The following is an 18,234-nucleotide window of genomic DNA, read 5'->3' on the forward strand; positions in this document are numbered from 1 at the left end:
CGGGTTTCGCCCTGGCTATTTGAACAGCATTGCCGGGAAGGTGACGATCGCGGCCGTTCCATCCACCATGCCCACAGCCAGGTGCTGTCCATCGCCGGACCAGGCCAGCGCCGTGATCGCGCTGCCTGAAAATTTCACGACGAGCTCGTCACGCGAGCCGATCTGGGCGACCGTGATCCGGCCGTTGGCGTAGCCGGCGGCGATAAGGTTCCTCACCGGATGCGCCGCCATTGTCTCAACAGGAACAGCTGCCGCACGACCCGTTTCCAGCGCGCCGGAAGCTGCATGCTCAAATGGCGGGGCAGCCATTGACCAGCCGGCAATACGGAAGGCGCCCGATGCAAACAGCGTGTTCTCTTGCGCGCTCCAGCACACCGTGCGCACGAGCTCGGGAAAGCCGCCGACCACGCCCGATCGGCCATCTGCCAGGCGCACAAGGCCAAAGCCTCCTGTCTCAAGTCCGCAGGCCAGCCATGAGCCGTCGTGGCTCCAGCGGATGGAAGCTGGGCGTGAGGGCGTGGAAAATTCGTTTGTCAGCTCGGGACCGCCGTCGACCGCCCAGATCGACAGGCCATTGCCGGAATCGAACGCGAGCCGTTTCGCGTCCGGCGAGAACGCGATTGCGTGTGTCGATGAGGGCACAGCCTGGCGCAGCCTTACCACTTCATCATTGGCGCGCGACAGGAACACATCATGTCCATCGCTGACGGCTGTCATGGCTTTCGGGGCACTATGGGCGATGGCGAGGATCGGCCCGTCGATCTTGATCGGCGTTGGCGCAATCTCGCCGTCGGATGCCAAATGCGAGGCTTGCCCGGCACTCGTACCGACGAGGAAGCCGGAACCGTGACAAGCGACGATGGGGACATCGCCGTCCCCAAGCGCTGCGGAGGCGATCAAAGGTGCCGGCGGCTTCTCGCGGGGCCGGATCGTCGTCTGTCCGAGATCGCCGCTGACCCGGATCCTCGACTCCGGCGGTTCCTGATCCGCCACCTGGCCGATTGCGACGGATCCGTCCACGGAGGTGAATGCAACGGCGGAGCCATCGGCGCTGAAGCACACATCGGCAACCGCGGCCGGGCGCCGCCAGCTTCGCGCCAGCAGGTCGAACAGCGCCAGGTTCTGCGTCGTTTGCTGGTTCACGGCTTGCCTCCCCTAATGTCGCTCGTTGCTTCGGCGAGCGCGCGGTCGACATCCGCGACCTTGCCCTCGATTGCCACGATGCGTTCCTCGCTTTCGATGCATGCCATGCCTCATGGCCTCGGCACTCTCTTCGGCGTCATGCAAATCCCGCACCAGTTCAGCGCTGCCGCCGTGCCTGCCGATTTCGAGCTCCAGGCGCAGCACCTCCATCTGGATGCCGGAGAGCTTTTGATTGAGCCGCTGTGTTTCGGCGGTGAGCGCCGAGATTTCGGCGACGAGAGCCAATCGTCGAGCGACCAGCGTGGCCAGTCCAGCATCGTGTCTCGTGCCGCCGCTCATCACTTTTTCTCGGCTGGTTTTTCGAAAGCGGACAGCAATACCGGCAGACCGCCTACCTGTGTCTGGAACTGCTTTTCGGCGGTTTCGATATGGCTCTTGAGTTGATCCCATATGTCGACGCGGATCATGGACGTGGTGTCGCCGGTAAGATGCTCGATCTCGGCGATGCGAAACTGGCGCGATAGCGATACCCCGGAAAACACGAAGTCGCGCAACAGGATCGCGTGGCTTTCAATGAACAGATGGATCATTGGATGCGTCTCCGTGGTGACGCCGCTGGCGGCAAGCTCGGCCCGGATGAAATCCTGGAAATGGCATTGCAGACGGTGCTGGCTCTCACCCATGAATCGCATGACGAAAACGAGGTCGCTCGGCATCAGCCTGACGAGCTCGGCGGTCACGTCGTCCGGTTGGCTTGGCCGGGGAAGGCCGGGGCTGTCATTGTGGCTTGGCATCGTCTTTCCCGGCATTGCCTCCCGTCCGAGATCGGTCATCAAATCGAGATCGATATCAAATAGTGTATGAAATAGTCGAAATGAATAGACGCTGATTATTTTATTTATACCGCGTTTGCTAAGAGTATATATTGCAACGCACAATGCTGTACAAATATTACATATGTAATATACAACTGTAAAATATCGTTACAGTCATCCGGATGTTTGCTGGGGAGGGCCAGGGCGGTCTCCGCCCAGGCGCTGCTCATAGGCCCGATTTTCAAACTGGCACGGCGCTTGCTTTACCCATTTGCATAAGAAGCCCATCGCGTTCCGACGCGGTGCCAAAAGAACGAAGGACCGGAGGAAGCCGCAGCACACGCGCTTCGACACGCCCATCGCAAGATGCGACTGGGGTGTCGCAGCGCCTCCGCAGCCCACCTCGAGAACCTTTGCCGCGATCCACTTGAATGGCTGGACCCTGTGTCGCGCCTGAAGGCGCAACCCTTTGTCATGCCGTTCGCAAACTCACTGGCGGCGTTGTGTGCCGTCTCATGCCCTGGATCGAGGGATCCATGGCTCAACCTGGTGGAGGCTTATGACGATGTCGTCGTTGACACTTAACAAGATTACCTCGCAGCGCGGTATTTCCGTGGGCGAGGCGACCAAGAAGATTTCCGACCTCGGTTGGAACCCGACCTATGTCCAGGAAGCGATGACGTTTCCGACCGACTACAAGATCGCCAAGGCGCCGCGCGATCCGATGAAGCAGGTGCTGCGCTCCTATTTCCCCATGCAGGAGGAAAAGGACAATCGCGTCTACGGCGCGCTCGACGCCGCGCTTCGCGGCGACATGTTCCGCAATGTCGAGCCGCGCTGGGTGGAGTGGATGAAGCTCTTCCTCGCCATCATTCCCTTCCCGGAAATTTCCGCCGCCCGCTCGATGGCGATGGTGGCGCGGCTGGCGCCCGGCGAGGACCTCAGAACCGGCTTCACCATGCAGATGGTCGACGAGTTCCGCCACTCCACCATCCAGATGAATCTGAAGAAGTGGTACATGGAGAACTACATCGATCCGGCGGGGTTCGATATCACCGAGGAAGCCTTCGGCAAGTGCTACGCGACCACGATCGGCCGCCAGTTCGGTGAAGGCTTCATCACCGGCGACACCATGACGGCCGCGTGCATGTACCTGACCGTCGTCGCCGAGACGGCGTTCACCAACACGCTCTTCGTCGCCATGCCTTCGGAAGCCGCGCGCAACGGCGACTATGCGCTGCCGACCGTGTTCCTGTCGGTGCAGTCCGACGAGAGCCGCCACATCGGCAACGGCCACTCGCTGCTGATGGCCGCGCTGAAGGAGCCGGAGAACCACCTGCTGCTGGAGCGCGACATGCGCTACGCCTTCTGGCAGAACCACGCCATCGTCGACGCCGCGATCGGCACCTTCATCGAATACGGCACCACCAACCGCGACAAGAACAAGGAGTCCTACGCGGAGATGTGGCACCGCTGGATCTACGAGGACTACTACCGCACCTACATGCTGCCGCTCGAGAAATACGGCATCAAGATCCATCACGACGATGTCCAGGCGGCCTGGGAGCGCATCACCAAGAAGAACTACGTCCACAAGGTCGGACAGTTCTTCGCCGTCGGCTGGCCGGTCAACTTCTGGCGCATCGAGGCGCAGACCGACAAGGACTTCGAGTGGTTCGAGCACAAATACCCAGGCTGGTATGCCGAGTTCGGCGACTTCTGGAAATGGTACGCCAAGCTCAGCCACAAGGGCGAGAAGGTGCTGCTGTTCAACAGCGACGTCGGCTACGTCTATCCGCATCGCTGCTGGTCCTGCCTGGTGCCTTGCCTGATCCGCGAGGACATGGTGGTCGACGAGATCGACGGGCAGTTGCACACCTTCGCCCACGAGCTCGACCGCTGGACCGCCGTCGAAGCCTTCGCCGACGAGTATCAGGGCCGTCCGACGCCCGCGATGGGCCGCTTCAGCGGCAAGCGCGAATGGGAGACGCTCTATGACGGCTGGGATCTCGCCGACGCGATCAAGGATCTCAACTTCGTCCGTTCCGACGGCAAGACGCTGATCCCGCAACCGCACCTGCGCTTCGGCGCCGACGAGCAGTGGACCCTCGACGACGTGCGCGGCAACATCCTCGGCTCGCCGCTCAAGGCACTCCGCGGCATGTCGCCGGCGGACCGCGAGAAGCATCTGGCCGAATATCGGGCGGGCTTCACCATCACGCCCATCAACTGACCATCCGAGCGCGGGGGCCGGGTTCCGGCTCCCGCGACATTCCAGAAGAAGACCATCTCCTGTCCTGCGGACGGGCCGGAGAGGAATTGGGAGGTTATCGATGACTGGTGCTCACACGGTGCGCCTGGAGCCGGTCGGCGTCGAGTTCGAGGTCGAAAACGGCGAAACGGTCCTGAACGCGGCTTTCCGCCAGGGCATCGCGCTGCCGCATGGCTGCAAGGAAGGGCAATGCTCGGCCTGCAAATGCGTGCTGCTCGAAGGCGAAGTCGACATGCTGAAATACTCGACCTTCGCGCTCAACGACACGGAGAAGGAGAGCGGCCACGTCCTGCTGTGCCGGTCGATCGCCTATTCCGACATGCAGGTCGAGCTCCTCAACTACGACGAGGAGGTTCTGGCGAAATCAATCGCGGTGAAGACGTTCAAGGGCCGGATCTCGAAGTTCGAGCATCTGACCCACGACATCCGAGGCATCGAGATCGAGCTCGCGTCGCCGATAAAATTCTGGGCTGGCCAATATGTCGACATCACGGTCACCACGCAAAAAGGGGAGACGATTACGCGCTCGTTCTCCATGGCAAATACGCCGGACGAAACCCAAAAGCTCTCCTTCATCATCAAGAAATATCCCGAAGGAAAGTTCTCCGGAGAGCTCGATTCCGGAGGCATCCGCGTCGGAGCCGAGGTCACCGTCGTCGGACCCTATGGCACCTGCTTCCGGCGGGAAGAACGGCAAGGTCCCCTGATCCTGGTCGGCGCCGGTTCCGGCATGTCGCCGGTATGGTCGATCCTCAACGATCACCTGAAGAGCGGCGAGAAGCGGGACGTCTATTTCTTCTATGGCGCGCGGACGCCCGGCGACCTGTTCTATCTCGACAGGATCGCCGAGCTTGCCGGCCGCCACCCGGAACTGAACTTCATTCCCGTTCTCTCGCACGTCAACGGCGAGGCCTGGGACGGTGAGCGCGGCTTCGTGCACCAGAGCGTCGACGCCAAGCTCAAGCAGCTCGCGGTCGACGGGCAGGGCGACGTCTATGCCTGTGGCCCGCCGCCCATGATCGATGCGCTGCAGCCCGTCCTGTTCATGAACGGCTTCGAGACCGAACGCATCTTCTTCGACCGGTTCACCACATCGTCCAACGCCGCCCCGGCCCATTGAGGCGGGCCGGAGCGACAACATCAGAGCAACTGCAACAAAGGGAGTGAAGACAATGGTAGCAACGTCGAGTTCAGTAGGATCGGGAGCCGCGGGAGCCGCGATCTTCGCCGATTCGGACAGCCGCAAATATCGGTACTTCCAGCCGAGAGGCCAGCGCGCCACACACTATGAGGATGTCACGGTCGACGTGCAGCCCGATCCCGAGCGCTACTTGATCCAGGACTGGATCATCTCGTTCTCGAACGGCAAGGGCGCCTACATCAAGGACAATACGGCCGCCAAGAGCTCGAACTGGCATGCCTTCCGGGCTCCCGACCAGGAGTGGGAACGCACGCACTACCAGCGCCAGTCGAAGATCGAGACGATGGTGCAGAGCGTCATCACCAATGCCCGCCGCGCCGGCGCGCCGAAGACCTTCGACAAGGTCTGGGCCAAGCTTCTGCAGGCGCATCTCGGAGCATGGAAGCACGCCGAGTTCGGCCTGGGCACGTCGCTCATGCAGGCGCAGCGCTACGGCTACACGCAGATGATCAACAATGCGACGCTGACCAACTCCTCCTACAAGCTGCGGCTCGCCCAGGACATCACGCTCTACCTTGCCGAGATCGGCATGGACATCCCCGGCTGGGACGACGAGCTCGGCAAGAAGCATTGGCTCGAGGACGGCGTGTGGCAGGGCACCCGCGAGGCGGTCGAGACCATCATGGGCACGGCCGACTATCTCGAGCAGTATTTCGCCATCAACATCGTGTTCGAGCCCCTGGTCGGCGAGTTGTTCCGCTCCGGCTTCCTCATGCAGGCGGCGGCGGCCAACCACGACTTCATCACGCCGCCGGTGATTTCGGCGGCCGAAGCCGACTACGAGCGCAACCTCGCCAACACCATCGACCTGATCTACCTGCTCGCCAACGACGAGAAGCACGGCGCGGCCAACAGGAAGCTGTTCCAGGGCTGGGCGAACAAGCACGGCGCGCTCGCCGACAAGGCAGCCACCGGCCTCCAGCCGATCTGGTCGATGCCGCATTCCAAGCCGGTTTCCTTCACCGACGTTCGCGCCCAATCCGAGGAACGGATCGGCCGGATCCTCGGCGAACTCGGCCTCAAGCGCTGAACAGGGGAGAAAAGATCATGTCAGTAGCAGCACGCGACGCCTCGCAGTCCAACATCTTCAAGGCGATGAAGGACATCACCTTCGAACAGACGATCTCGCACCAGTGCGGCGTCACCATGAACGACTCGGTCGAGGCCCGCGCCATCGCCGAATTCATGGGCAAGAAGCCGGGGGTCACCGTCACCTATCAGCCGGCCATGATCCGCATCGACGGCAACGGCAAGCTGATCTTCAAGATGGACGAAATCAGCGAGTATCTCGGCCGCGATATGACCGCCGAGATCTTCGAGGTCAACACCTCCACCCACTACGGCCGCATGGTGCGCATCGACGACAACACCGTGATCCTGTTCGGGAACATGGACGAGGTCTTCGAATACATCTGAGGAAGCCCCGGCGCGCTGCCTGGCGGCGCGCCGGCACCCGTCAACACGACGCCCCATCAACATGACGACTGCGGAGGCAAAAAATGTACAGGACACCTGAAGGCAAGGACATCTTCGTGGTCGACGGCCACACCCATTTCTGGGACGGCAGCCCGGAAAACCAGAAGAACATCCACGGCAAGCAGTTCATCGACTGCTTCTATGCCTATCACACGGGCCTGAGCCCGAAGGAACAGCTCTGGGAGAAGGGCAAGTTCGAGAAATACAGCGCCGACGATCTCTATCGCGACCTGTTCATCGACGGCCCGGACGACGTGGCGATCGTCCAGTCGACCTATCTGAAGGATTTCTACAAGAACGGCTTCAACACGATCGAGCGCAATGCCGAGGTCGCCAAGCGCTATCCGGAGCGCTTCATCGTCAACGGCGCCTTCGATCCGCGCGATGGCGAGAAGGCGCTTGAGTACATCCACTTCCTCAAGGAGACCTACAACGTCAAGGGCGTGAAGATGTACACGGCCGAATGGAATGGCGCCTCCAAGGGCTGGAAGCTCACCGATCCCGATGCCTACAAGTGCTTCGAGCTGTGCGAGAAGCTCGGCATCAAGAACATCCACGTCCACAAGGGCCCTACGATCATCCCGCTCAGCAAGGATGCCTTCGACGTGCATGACGTCGACCATGCGGCGACGGATTTTCAGGGCCTCAACTGGATCATCGAGCATTGCGGCCTGCCGCGCCTCGACGATTTCTGCTGGATCGCGACACAGGAAACCAATGTCTATGGCGGCCTGGCGGTGGCGCTTCCCTTCATCCACTCGCGCCCGCGCTACTTCGGCGAGGTCATCGGCGAATTGCTGTTCTGGATCGGGCCGGAGAAGATCCTGTTCGGCTCCGACTACGCGATCTGGACGCCTCGCTGGCTGGTCGAGAAATTCTGGGCCTACCAGATCCCGCAGGACATCGCCGCGGAACGCGGTGTGCAACTGACCGACGAGATCAAGGAGAAGATACTCGGCCTGAACGCCGCGCGTCTCTACAACATCGACATCGAAGCGAAGAAGAAGGCGCTGGCAAGCTCGCCTTTCAGCATCGCGGCGGAGTAGAGGCCATGGCAACCGCCAGTGTTTCCGACAGCCGCGAGAGGGAACTCTGGCGGCGCCTTGGCGAGGTCAACGACCCGGAACTCGACGAGCCGATCACCGAGATGGGCTTTGTCGAGCGGGCCGATATCATCGGTGACGGCGGCGTGGAGATCGACTTCCGCCTGCCGACCTATTGGTGCTCGCCCAACTTCGCCTTCCTGATGCTCGACGGCGTGCGCAAGGCGCTCGACCAGCTCTCCTGGTCGCCCGCCTATCGTGTCAGGCTGCACGATCACATGTTCGCCGAAGAGGTCAATCGCGGCATCGAGGAAGGCAAGACGTTCGGTGACATATTCGCCGGGCTCGCCGGCGATGAGGATATCGGCGCGCTGCGCGAGACCTTCAGCATGAAGGCCTTCAAGCGGCGCCAGGAAGCGGTGCTGCTGAACTTGAGAAGGCAAGGGCTGACGGATCGCGAGATCCTCGGCATGGACCTTGCCGCGTATGATGTTGCCCGGCTCGGGCCTGGCGACGCGGCAAAGCAGAAGGCGACATACCGGGCGGCGCTGGTCGAGCGCTTTCCGGCGCGGAGGCAGGGCGATCCGCTGTTCGTCACGTGGGAGGGGCAGGCAATCCCACCCATGGGCCTCGATGCCTATCTCGCCGACCTGCGCGCCGTGCGCATCAACATGGAGTTCAACGGCGCGCTTTGCCGTGGGCTCAAGCAGACCAGATACAAGGAGCTGGAGGTGATCGACGGCGAGCCGACGCTGGTCGACTTCATCATGGACCGCGTGCCGGAGCGAAGCGCGCCGGCCACCTGATGCATGTCGCCCAAAAGTGCGCAGCGGTTTTGGGAGAACGACATGCATCAAAACAAAAGACTTAAAGCGCGCCGCCTGAATCCGTTTCTGCGCGACGCGCTTTAAGCAGAACCGAAGCAACGGCCTCCCTCGCACGAGGCCCCTAACCAACAACCCGCCCGTAAGGCGGAAGGAGGAGTCATGCCCAAAATTATGCTTCACAATTCCGAGGCCCGCCGTGCGCTGGCGCGTGGTGTCTTTCGGCTCGCCGCGGCCGTCGAGCCTACGCTTGGTCCCAAAGGCATGAATGCCATGATCGACCGGCCGATCGGCACGCCGATGGTGACGCGCGACGGCGTCAGCATCGCCTCCGAGATCGAGCTCCACGATCGCTTCGAGAATATGGGCGCGCAGGTCGTGCGCGAAGTCTCGATGCAGACCAACGAGGTCGCCGGCGACGGCACGACGACCGCCATCGTGCTCGCCAACGCGCTGATCCAGGGCGGCATCGCAGCGAATGAGCGCGGCGCGAAATCCGTCGATCTGTGCAAGGGCATCGAGCTTGCCGTAACGGCGGTTGTGGATGCTCTCAAGGCTTCGGCCAGGCCCGCCAAGGGCAATGGCATTCTCGCCTCCGTCGCCAACATCGCCGCGACCGACGCCAAGCTCGGCGCGCTGGTGGCGGAAGCGCATCAGCGCGTTGGCGCCGAAGGCGTCATCACCACCGACTTCAGCGTCACCACCGAGACCACGCTCGACGTTGTCGAAGGCATGTCCTTCGACCGCGGCTACCTCTCGCATCACATGGTCACGGACCAGGAGAAGATGGAGGCCGTGCTCGAGCGGCCCTTCATCCTGATGACCGATCTCAAGATCAAGGAGCCGCAATCACTAGAGACCGCGCGTCGCATCGCTAACGAGGCCGGCCGGCCGCTCTTGATCGTGTCCGAGGAAGTGTCGCCCGAAGTCGTCGTCACACTGCTCGGCAAGCAGGGGCCTGGCAAATACCTCATCGTCCATCCGCCGGAATACGGCCATTGGCGCAAGGCGATGATGGAGGATCTGGCGATCATCACCGGTGGCAGGGTGATAGCGCGCGATCTCGGCGGACGACTGGAGGACATCACGGTCGACGATCTCGGGACCGCCGACCGGGTGAAGACCAGCTCGTCATACACCTCGATCATCCGCGGCGGTGGCGACCATGATGCGATCGCCTCGCGGCGCGCCCAGGTGCAGCGGCAATATGAAGCCGCGCCCCCGAACATAGAGCAGGACAAGCTGCGCGAGCGCCTGGCCAAACTCTCCGGCGGCACCGCGATCCTCTATGCCGGCGGTGTCACGCCGGTCGAGCAGAAGCGGACCATCCAGCTGATCGAGGATTCGCTGAATGCCGTCCGCGCTGCCTCCGAGGAGGGCGTGGTCGCCGGCGGCGGTTCCGCGCTCGCCCAGATCGCGCCGCTGCTCGACAAGGTCGCGGCCGGTGTCGATGGCGACATCGCCGAAGGCGTGCGCCTGGTGCGCTCCGTGCTGACGCGGCCGCTGTGGCGCATCGCCGTCAATGCCGGCGCCGATCCCGAAGCGGTGGTGGCCGAGGTGACGCGCATCAACGGCGGCTACGGCTACAACGCGTCCGCCGGCAGCTACCAGAACATGTTCGAAGCCGGGATCATCGATCCCGTCCGCGTCACCTACACGGCGCTCGCCAACGCGGCGTCCGTGGCGACGCTGATCCTGACCACAGAGACATTGATCGGCGATCTTGCCGAGGACGAGGACCCGACCGCCGGGCCGGCGCTCGGCGGCGGCGCGGAAAAGCTTGGCCGCGCCTGACGCGGCATTCACCGAACGATTTGAAAGGACACGACGATGAAAGCTGCCAGACTTTACGAATACGACCCGAAAATGAACGTGAAGCTCAAGATCGAGGATGTCGCCGCACCGACGATCACCGCCCCGGACGAGGTGATCGTGCGCGTCGGTGCCGCCGGCTTGTGCCGCACCGACCTCCATATCATCGAAGGGGTGTGGAAGCCGACCATGGATCCCGACGGCAGCCTTCTGCCCTACATCATGGGGCACGAGAATGCCGGCTGGGTCGAGGAGGTCGGCAGCGGCGTCAGGTCGGTCAAGCGCGGCGATGCCGTGATCTGCCACCCGTTCCGCTCCTGCGGCATCTGCCTCAACTGCCGCCATGGCGAGGACATGTACTGCGACAACGGCCAGTTCCCGGGCCTCGGCATGAACGGCGGCTTCGCCGAATACTTCATCACCAGCGAGCGCTCGCTGATCAAGCTCAACGCCAATGTCACGCCGATCGAGGTGGCGCCGCTGGCCGACGCCGGCATCACCGCCTACCGGGCAGCCAAACGAGCGGCGAAACTGCTCCGGCCGGGGAGCTATTGCGTGCTGCTCGGTATCGGTGGGCTCGGCCATATCGCGCTGCAATCGCTGCATGCGATTTCCGGCTGCCGCATCATCGCCGTCGATCGCGAGCCGGCGGCGCGCGTGCTGGCCAAGGATCTCGGCGCCGACTTCGTGCTCGATGGCGGGCCGAACGTCGTCGAGGAGGTCAAGGCGATCACCGGCGGCGGCGCCCATGTGGTCATCGACTTCGTTGGCGAGCTCGGCGTCGAGAACATCTGCTGGAAGATGGTCCGCAAGGGCGGCCAGTTGTTCGTGGTCGGCTATGGCGGCTCGGTCAACGTGCCGACCGCGCATCTGGTCATCGAGGAGATCAACATCGGAGGCAGCCTGGTCGGCAACTTCACCGAGCTTGTCGAACTGATGGAGCTCAACGCCGACGGCAAGGTGAAGATGCATTACACCGAGTACAACCTCGCCAGCATCAACACCGCGCTCGACGACTTCAAGAACCGGCGGTTCACCGGCCGCGGCGTCATCGTTCCCTGAAAAATCCTGGACCGGATGCGATGTGGAAAAGCGCCGCCGGTCCAGATCGTCACTACCTGGAGAGGAAAATGAACAAATACATCTGTGAATTCGTCGGGACCTTCGCGTTGGTGTTCTTCGGTTGCGCGACGGTTCTCTTCATGCGCGCCGAAGTGGGCCTGCTGGGCGTCGCCATGGCGTTCGGGCTTTCGGTGGTCGCGATGGCCTATGCGATCGGACCGATCTCGGGAGCCCACCTCAATCCGGCCGTCAGCCTCGGCTTCTTCGTCTCAGGCCGGATGAAGCCGAACGATCTGATCGGCTACGTCGTCGCGCAATGTCTGGGGGCGATCGTCGCATCGGCGGTTCTCTATGTGATCGTGGAAGGGAAGGGTGGGGGCTACGACGTCGCCGCGAACGGTTTCGCCCAGAACGGCTGGTCGGCCTATTCGGCGACTTCGGCGTTCCTGTTCGAGGCGGTTGCCACTTTCCTGTTCCTGCTGGTCATCCTTCGCGCCACCGCGGAAGGTGGCGCGGGTCCTCTGGCCGGGCTGGCGATCGGCCTGACGCTCGTCATGATCCATCTCGCCGGCATCGCGGTGTCCGGATCTTCGGTCAATCCCGCCCGCTCGCTCGGCCCGGCGCTGTTTGCCGGCGGGACGGCGCTGTCGCAACTCTGGCTCTATATCGTCGCGCCATGCCTCGGCGCCGCCGCAGCCGGACTGGCCCTGCGCGGCGGCGTGATCGGTTCCGGCGAACAGGCGCCGCAGCCTGCCTGATCGGCCGCCGATCCAAATACCAATCCCATGGCGCGAATGCCATGGGATTTCCTTTTTTGCGGCTGCTCAGACGAACCCGCGTCGGATGCCGTACTGCTCGAGCTTGCGGTAGAGTGTCGGCCGGGAAATGCCGAGCCTGAGGGCGACTTTGCTCAGGTTCCCACCCTCCGCCGCAAGCGCGTTCCTGATCGCCTGCCGCTCGGCATCCTCGAATGTGCAAACCGGTGCCTCAAGCATGGCCACGGGATTGTCGCTGCGCATGGTTGTGTCGCTACCGTATCCCGTCGTGATTTCCCACGGGAGATCCGGGAGGTCGACGGTGCTGTTGCGCGCCAGAATATGCAGGCGCTCCATCAGGTTTTTCAGCTCGCGCACGTTGCCAGGCCAGCGATAGGCAAGCAGCGCGTCGAGCGCGCGGCTTGAAAACTGCAGCGGATCGCTGCCGGCCTTGGCTGCGATCTGGCGGTTGAAATGCTCGACCAGCAACAGCACGTCCTCGCCGCGTTCGCGCAGGGCGGGGACACGGATCGAAACGGCCCCAATGCGGTAGTAGAGATCGCTGCGGAAGCGACCCGCCGCGACTTCCTGCTTGAGATCGCGGTTGGTCGAGGCGACCAGGCGGACGTCTACCGGCCGCCCCCTGCTGTCGCCGATGCGGTGGACCACACGCTCTTCCAGCACGCGCAGCAAGAACGGCTGGATCTCGAGCGGCAACTCACCAATTTCGTCGAGGCTGAGCACGCCACCACTGGCTTGTTCGAAAACGCCTGCCTTGCCGTCACGTGAGGCGCCGGTAAAGGCGCCAGCCACGTGGCCGAACAATTCGCTGCCAAACAGCTCCCTGGTGATGGCGCCGCAATTCAAGGCTATAAACGGATCATTCTCCGAGCGGCCGCTGCCGGCATGGACAAGGCGGGCAAACAGCTCTTTGCCTACGCCGGTTTCGCCTTCTATCAGCAACGACGTCACACCGCTCGACCGGGCCACGCGGCAGGCGACGTCGATGGCGGCCAGCAGCGTCTCGCTTTCGCCGACGATCATCGACGTCGCTGCCTGCAGCCGTTTGTTCGCCTCGCGGTTGATAGCCGCCACGCCCGAAACGATTGGCGCGGCCGGGAACACCAGGGCCGCACCACTGAGGTTGCCGTCCAGCTTCAGCGGTGTGATGTGGCAAGACCGCAGATGCGCCGGGAGTGCCTTGGCGAGATCGCTGTCGGAACCGGACGCCGGCAGGTTCATGAGCCAGCGACCGCGGCCCGGCTCCATCGGGCCGTCCGTCATCTCGGCTGCGTCGCCATTGGGCACGTTGTTGCAGAAGATCGCCCGGCCACGGTGGTCGACGATCACCAGCCCGTCTTTGCCGCGGTAACCGGGTGCGGAGGAAATGAAGGCTTCGAGCAGGCGGGTGCGCTGCTCCTGCTGTTGCTCGGCCAGCGCCTTTTCGATCTGCCTGGCTGTGGCGGCGACAAGCGCGGTGTTGTGGGGACGGAAGATCGGCGAATAGCCCGACAGGTCAACGACGCCGACGATCTTCCCATCCAACGGGTCGCGGATCGGCGCGCCGGCGCAGGTCCAGCCCTTGATGCCAGCGCAGAAATGCTCGGCCGCGTGGACGAAGATAGGTTCGCCGGTCCAGAGCGCTGTGCCGATGCCGTTGGTTCCGACTGCGCCCTCGTTCCATTTGCCGCCGATAGCGAGATGGATGTCCATGCCATCATGCAGGGTCTTCTTGTCGCCGATAGCGTTGATCAGCACGCCTTCGCTGTCGGCGAGCACCAGCATCGCTCCTGTCCCTTCCAGCAGCGGGCCAAGAGAGGCGAACGGCCGCCGCGCCGCCGAAAGCAACTCGGCGTTGGCGCGCGTCAGATACTCGATCTCGTCGCGGTTGCTGTTGAGGGGCGCTTCGACGCCCTGCGCATTTATCCCGCCAGTAGCGCTGCGGGACCAGGAATCGTGGATCAACGAGCGGACCTGGACCGGATCGCGCGCGCATTTCGGAGGATCGGACAGGAAATTTTCCCAGGCGCGCATGGTGGCGCGCTCGTCATAGTCGATGGCGTCCAGTACCAGCTGTCCGGTGGCCGTCGGCGCACGCGCCGGAAGTGCTCCGGTCTTCATCTGGTTGGTATCGATCCCGCGTTTCATTCAGCCATCACAGAACCTTTGGGGGCACGGTATTTCTGTATGCTGTCGTGCTGCAGTCTCGCGAGCCAGGCGCGCCTGATAGTCGGTTCGCAAGATGCGTTAGGCGATGCCGAGTTTCAATCCAATGTCGGCGGCAAGCTGTTCTTCGGTGTAGGAGGCCGCGAGCCGTGACCCGTCCAGGCCGGCAAGCGCTTGTGCGATGGTTTCGTCGACCGGCGAGAAATATCCGTTCTGCTTGGTCGCCAGGACGAAGACCTGCTCGCCGCCCCGGTTGCGGACATCGCCGATATGGTGAAGCTGGCGGCTTGTATTCCGGTCCACCGAGATCACCCTGCCATTGAGGGTGACGCGGATGGATGGTTCTGCCTCGGCGGCAACCGGTGAACCACCGCCGACATGGATTATCAGGCCTTCGGCTTCCGGTTTCTGGCGTGGTTTCCTGGACGCCGAATAGCCGCCGCCGCTGATCTGGTCGGCAAGGCGTACAATCGTCGAGCGGTTCTGTTCGATCAGCCGCTTGACCTGAACATCCTCACGCCGCGGGCCATCGCGCTTGGAGATGATTTCGACCATGAATCCTCCCAGATTCACCCGCCTTCTTCGTGCTCGGGTCGTATCTTCTTCTGACCTACACGACTTCGGCGAGGCTCGCCATTCGTTTGTTGGCTAGCACAGAAAATCGCGCAGCAGGTAGCAGGCGGCTGCTACAGGTCGCTCCAGACGGTCGACCATCTCGCCATCGATCTTCGCGAACCCTTCCGGCCGTGAGCCGGCACGAACAGCGGCCAGACAGGCGTCATGAAGCTCACCATTGGGCCGTGGCCTTGACCGTTACATGTCCATCGGATGCCCTCACTTCCATTTCCATCTCGCCCTTTCCACGAGCCGTTCCGCTCGTCCCGCCGGCATCGGCACGGCGATCCGCTTGCCGTCCGGCAACTCGACCTCCTGGCTGCGAACGACGAAACGCAGGCGAAGGATCGCACGGGCTGGGTTATGAGTGGTGCGCTTGTCCGCGACCTTTACCCCGGCTTTGATAGTGTCGCCAGCGAGCACAGGGGCTGAAAATCGCCATGTCCAACCGAGCGAGGCTACCGCCCGAAACCGGGCAATGGCATCGTTCTTCAGCCCATCGACAAGAGACAGCACAAGCAGGCCATGCGCTACACGGGCAGGGAAGCCGTGCCGCAGGGCTGCCTCGTCGCTCATATGGATTTCGAACCGGTCACCGGTCATTTCCGCAAACGCCTCTATGACGGCGGCTGTCACTTCTTGGACGGCGTTTCGAAATGGTCGCCGACCTCAACGTCTTCGTTGCTCAGTTCGAAGCCTGTGAGCGATTTCCCTTGAGCGTCGGCGCTCACGCCGGCACCGGAGCGTCTTGCCGCAACAGCCCGCTCTTCTTCAGGTCTTGCCAGAACTCGCCAGGGATAGGGTAACTGAACCAGGCCAGGTTCTGCTCGAGTTGTTGGACGGTACGAGTGCCGGCGCAGAAGGACGGGATGGCCGGGTGCGCGACCACGAACTGCAAGGCGGCGGCCGGCAGCGGCACGCCGTGCGCGCGGCAGACGTCTTCGATTTTCGCCACCTTTTCCACGATATGCTTTGGCGCGGGTGAATAATTGTACTTGGCGCCTGGAACGGCACCCGTGGCCAGGATGCCGGAATTGAAGCCTCCGCCAACCAACACCGCCGCGCCGCGTTCGACGCAAAGCGGCAGGAACTCGTCGAGGGCTTCCTGTTCCAGCAACGTGTAGCGGCCTGCCAGCAGGAAGCAGTCGAAGTCGCGCTGCTTAAGGGCCTCGTGGCAAACCTGCCATTCGTTGACCCCAACGCCGATCGCCTTTACGGCGCCTTCCGAGCGCAGTTTCTCCAACGCCCGCCAGCAGCCATCCATGGCCTGCCGGAAGACCTCCGGCTGGTCGTCTCCACGGGTGAACCGATCGATGTCATGGATGAAAAGCATGTCGATGTGTTCAAGCGCCAGGCGCTGCAGCGAATCCTCGACCGATCGCATGGTGCCGTCGTAAGAGTAATCGAAATTCATGGTGTTCGGCGCTGCGTTCGACCACGGTGCGAAGTCGATCTGCGAGCGCTTTGCGGGCTTGAGGACCCGGCCGACTTTGCTGGCAAGGACGAACTCGTCGCGCTTCTTCCACCGAAGCGAATACCCGGCCCGCAGTTCCGAAAGGCCGTGGCCGTACATCGGCGCGGTGTCGTAGAAGCGCACGCCCGCGTCCCAGGCGGTCTGGATCATGGTATCCGCGGTCAGCTCGTCTATGGGCTGAAGGAAATTGCCGATAGGAGCGGTTCCGAACGCGAAGGCCGTAACGTTGAGGCCGGACCGGCCGAATACGCGCTTGTCAGACGGCTTCATGATATCCTCCCTTAGTAACCATCTGGTTATTTATATTCAAGTTCGGGCAGCGTCGCAAGCACTTGTAGCGGCAACGCAACGCGATGCGAAGTCCGCCGCTTGACGCAGGCGGCGATTCCCGCATAGTAGTAACTAGATAGTTACATAAGGAGGTCGGCCGTGCCGCTGAGTGAAACGCAGCAGCAGGTGCGCGAGATGGCGCGCCAGTTTGCCGAGGATGTCATTCGTCCGGTTGCCGAGGCGCTTGATCGGGATGAGCGCTTTCCAGGCGAGATATATGAGCAGATGGGTGAGCTCGGTCTCTTCGGGATAGGTGTTCCGGAGGTCATGGGCGGCCCTGGCTTCGACACGCTTACCTATGCGCTGGTGATGGAGGAACTGTCGCGCGGCTATGCGTCCGTCGCCGATCAATGCGGCCTCGTCGAACTGATCAGCACCTTGCTTGTTCAGCATGGCACCGAGGCGCAGCGGCAGCAGTGGCTGGGGCCTGCCATGCGCGCGGAGAAGAAGGCTGCCTACTGCATCACCGAGCCTGAAGCCGGCACCGATGTTTCCGGGATACGCACCACCGCAAGGCGCGACGGGGAGGGATGGCGACTGAACGGCGGCAAGATCTGGATCCACAACGCACCGGTCGCCGATGTCGGTTTCGTGTTGGCGCGCACCGACAAGGATGCGGGCCGTCGTGGCATGTCGATCTTCATCGTCGACCTGCACGCCAAGGGAATAGAGCGCGGGCCGAAGGAACATAAGATGGGTCAGCGGGCCAGCCAGGTCGGCGCGCTCAATTTCAACGACGTCGTTCTGGGTCCTGAAGCGCTGCTCGGAGAAGAAGGCCGCGGCTTCCACATGATGATGAGCGTGCTTGACAAGGGGCGCGTGGGCATTGCCTCGCTGGCTGTCGGCATAGCGCAAGCGGGGCTCGAGGCAGCGGTCGACTATGCCCAGCAGCGGCGTCAGTTCGGCAAGCCGATTGCCGACTTCCAGGGCGTGCAATGGCTGCTTGCCGACATGGCGAAGGACATCGAGGCGGCTCGTCTGTTGGTGCGCAGCGCCGCCGAGAAGATCGATGCGGGGGAGAATGCAACAAAGGCCTGCTCGATCGCCAAATGTTTTGCGGGAGACATAGCCGTGGCGCGCACCGCCGATGCCGTGCAGGTCTTCGGCGGCTCCGGCTACATACGCGGCTTCGAGGTCGAGCGCCTCTATCGGGACGCCAAGATCACGCAGATTTATGAAGGCACGAACCAGATCCAGCGCATGATCATCGCCCGCGAGCTTCTCAAGCACGGAGCCCGGGCGTGAC

17 protein-coding genes are annotated in these 18,234 nt (G+C 62.7%); 10 read left to right on the forward strand and 7 right to left on the reverse strand.

The annotated features are described in order from the left end of the window. Window positions 1–15: 15 nt before the first annotated feature. From RFM52_RS12975 to RFM52_RS12985, 3 genes are read right to left on the reverse strand one after another with little or no spacing between them, the layout of a single operon-like run. Entirely contained in the window at window positions 16–1,143 is a 1,128-nt protein-coding gene (locus tag RFM52_RS12975) for a WD40 repeat domain-containing protein (protein ID WP_320297192.1), read from the reverse strand. Window positions 1,144–1,155: 12 nt separating this feature from the next. Continuing rightward, window positions 1,156–1,482: a hypothetical protein gene (locus tag RFM52_RS12980; RefSeq protein WP_320297191.1), complete on the reverse strand. Its 327-nt coding sequence runs from the start codon at window positions 1,480–1,482 to the stop codon at window positions 1,156–1,158. Next, complete coding sequence (locus RFM52_RS12985) at window positions 1,482–1,937, reverse strand: hypothetical protein (protein WP_320297190.1); 456 nt, start codon at window positions 1,935–1,937, stop codon at window positions 1,482–1,484. Before RFM52_RS12985 ends, RFM52_RS12980 begins: the two co-directional genes overlap by 1 nt. 580 nt (window positions 1,938–2,517) lie before the next feature. Between RFM52_RS12985 and RFM52_RS12990 the strand changes: the two genes are divergently transcribed. The 9 genes from RFM52_RS12990 (at window position 2,518) to RFM52_RS13030 (ending at window position 12,406) form a co-directional block, all read left to right on the forward strand. After that, complete coding sequence (locus tag RFM52_RS12990; RefSeq protein WP_320297189.1) at window positions 2,518–4,191, forward strand: aromatic/alkene/methane monooxygenase hydroxylase/oxygenase subunit alpha; 1,674 nt, start codon at window positions 2,518–2,520, stop codon at window positions 4,189–4,191. Between the two features lie 100 nt (window positions 4,192–4,291). Continuing rightward, a complete protein-coding gene (locus tag RFM52_RS12995) occupies window positions 4,292–5,350 on the forward strand; it encodes an NADH:ubiquinone reductase (Na(+)-transporting) subunit F (RefSeq protein ID WP_320297188.1) in 1,059 nt (352 codons plus the stop codon). Window positions 5,351–5,402: 52 nt separating this feature from the next. Continuing rightward, window positions 5,403–6,461: an aromatic/alkene monooxygenase hydroxylase subunit beta gene (locus RFM52_RS13000; RefSeq protein ID WP_320297187.1), complete on the forward strand. Its 1,059-nt coding sequence runs from the start codon at window positions 5,403–5,405 to the stop codon at window positions 6,459–6,461. Window positions 6,462–6,478: 17 nt separating this feature from the next. Further along, on the forward strand, window positions 6,479–6,847 hold the full coding sequence (locus RFM52_RS13005; RefSeq protein WP_320297186.1) for an MmoB/DmpM family protein: 369 nt from the start codon (window positions 6,479–6,481) through the stop codon (window positions 6,845–6,847). Between the two features lie 83 nt (window positions 6,848–6,930). Beyond that, window positions 6,931–7,953 (forward strand): amidohydrolase family protein, encoded by a 1,023-nt coding sequence (locus tag RFM52_RS13010; RefSeq protein WP_320297185.1) that lies wholly within the window; start codon window positions 6,931–6,933, stop codon window positions 7,951–7,953. Between the two features lie 5 nt (window positions 7,954–7,958). Then, window positions 7,959–8,756: an iron-sulfur cluster assembly protein gene (locus RFM52_RS13015; RefSeq protein WP_320297184.1), complete on the forward strand. Its 798-nt coding sequence runs from the start codon at window positions 7,959–7,961 to the stop codon at window positions 8,754–8,756. A 180-nt stretch (window positions 8,757–8,936) separates the two neighbouring features. Next, window positions 8,937–10,568 (forward strand): molecular chaperone GroEL, encoded by a 1,632-nt coding sequence (groEL, locus tag RFM52_RS13020; protein WP_320297183.1) that lies wholly within the window; start codon window positions 8,937–8,939, stop codon window positions 10,566–10,568. Window positions 10,569–10,604: 36 nt separating this feature from the next. Continuing rightward, entirely contained in the window at window positions 10,605–11,648 is a 1,044-nt protein-coding gene (locus RFM52_RS13025; protein ID WP_320297182.1) for an NAD(P)-dependent alcohol dehydrogenase, read from the forward strand. Between the two features lie 68 nt (window positions 11,649–11,716). Continuing rightward, on the forward strand, window positions 11,717–12,406 hold the full coding sequence (locus RFM52_RS13030; protein ID WP_320297181.1) for an MIP family channel protein: 690 nt from the start codon (window positions 11,717–11,719) through the stop codon (window positions 12,404–12,406). A gap of 66 nt (window positions 12,407–12,472) precedes the next feature. On the opposite strand, the gene RFM52_RS13035 is transcribed toward RFM52_RS13030, so the two are convergent. The 4 genes from RFM52_RS13035 to RFM52_RS13050 all read right to left on the reverse strand — a co-directional run bounded on the left by RFM52_RS13035 (window position 12,473) and on the right by RFM52_RS13050 (window position 16,928). Continuing rightward, window positions 12,473–14,551 carry a sigma-54-dependent Fis family transcriptional regulator gene (locus RFM52_RS13035; protein ID WP_488252920.1) on the reverse strand — a complete coding sequence of 693 codons (2,079 nt, stop codon included), beginning with the start codon at window positions 14,549–14,551 and terminating at the stop codon, window positions 12,473–12,475. A 99-nt stretch (window positions 14,552–14,650) separates the two neighbouring features. Continuing rightward, window positions 14,651–15,124, reverse strand: a complete 474-nt coding sequence (locus RFM52_RS13040; protein ID WP_320297180.1) for a hypothetical protein — start codon at window positions 15,122–15,124, stop codon at window positions 14,651–14,653. 279 nt (window positions 15,125–15,403) lie between these two features. Further along, the gene (locus RFM52_RS13045; RefSeq protein ID WP_320297179.1) at window positions 15,404–15,820 is read right to left on the reverse strand and encodes a MaoC family dehydratase; all 417 of its coding nucleotides are present in this window, start codon (window positions 15,818–15,820) and stop codon (window positions 15,404–15,406) included. Window positions 15,821–15,911: 91 nt separating this feature from the next. Then, window positions 15,912–16,928, reverse strand: coding sequence for an aldo/keto reductase (locus tag RFM52_RS13050; RefSeq protein ID WP_320297178.1), 1,017 nt, complete (start codon window positions 16,926–16,928; stop codon window positions 15,912–15,914). A 159-nt stretch (window positions 16,929–17,087) separates the two neighbouring features. Between RFM52_RS13050 and RFM52_RS13055 the strand changes: the two genes are divergently transcribed. Beyond that, window positions 17,088–18,233, forward strand: coding sequence for an acyl-CoA dehydrogenase family protein (locus RFM52_RS13055; RefSeq protein ID WP_320297177.1), 1,146 nt, complete (start codon window positions 17,088–17,090; stop codon window positions 18,231–18,233). Window position 18,234 lies beyond the last annotated feature (1 nt).

The organism is Mesorhizobium humile, assembly GCF_033977215.1.
GTDB classification, from domain to species: domain Bacteria; phylum Pseudomonadota; class Alphaproteobacteria; order Rhizobiales; family Rhizobiaceae; genus Mesorhizobium; species Mesorhizobium humile.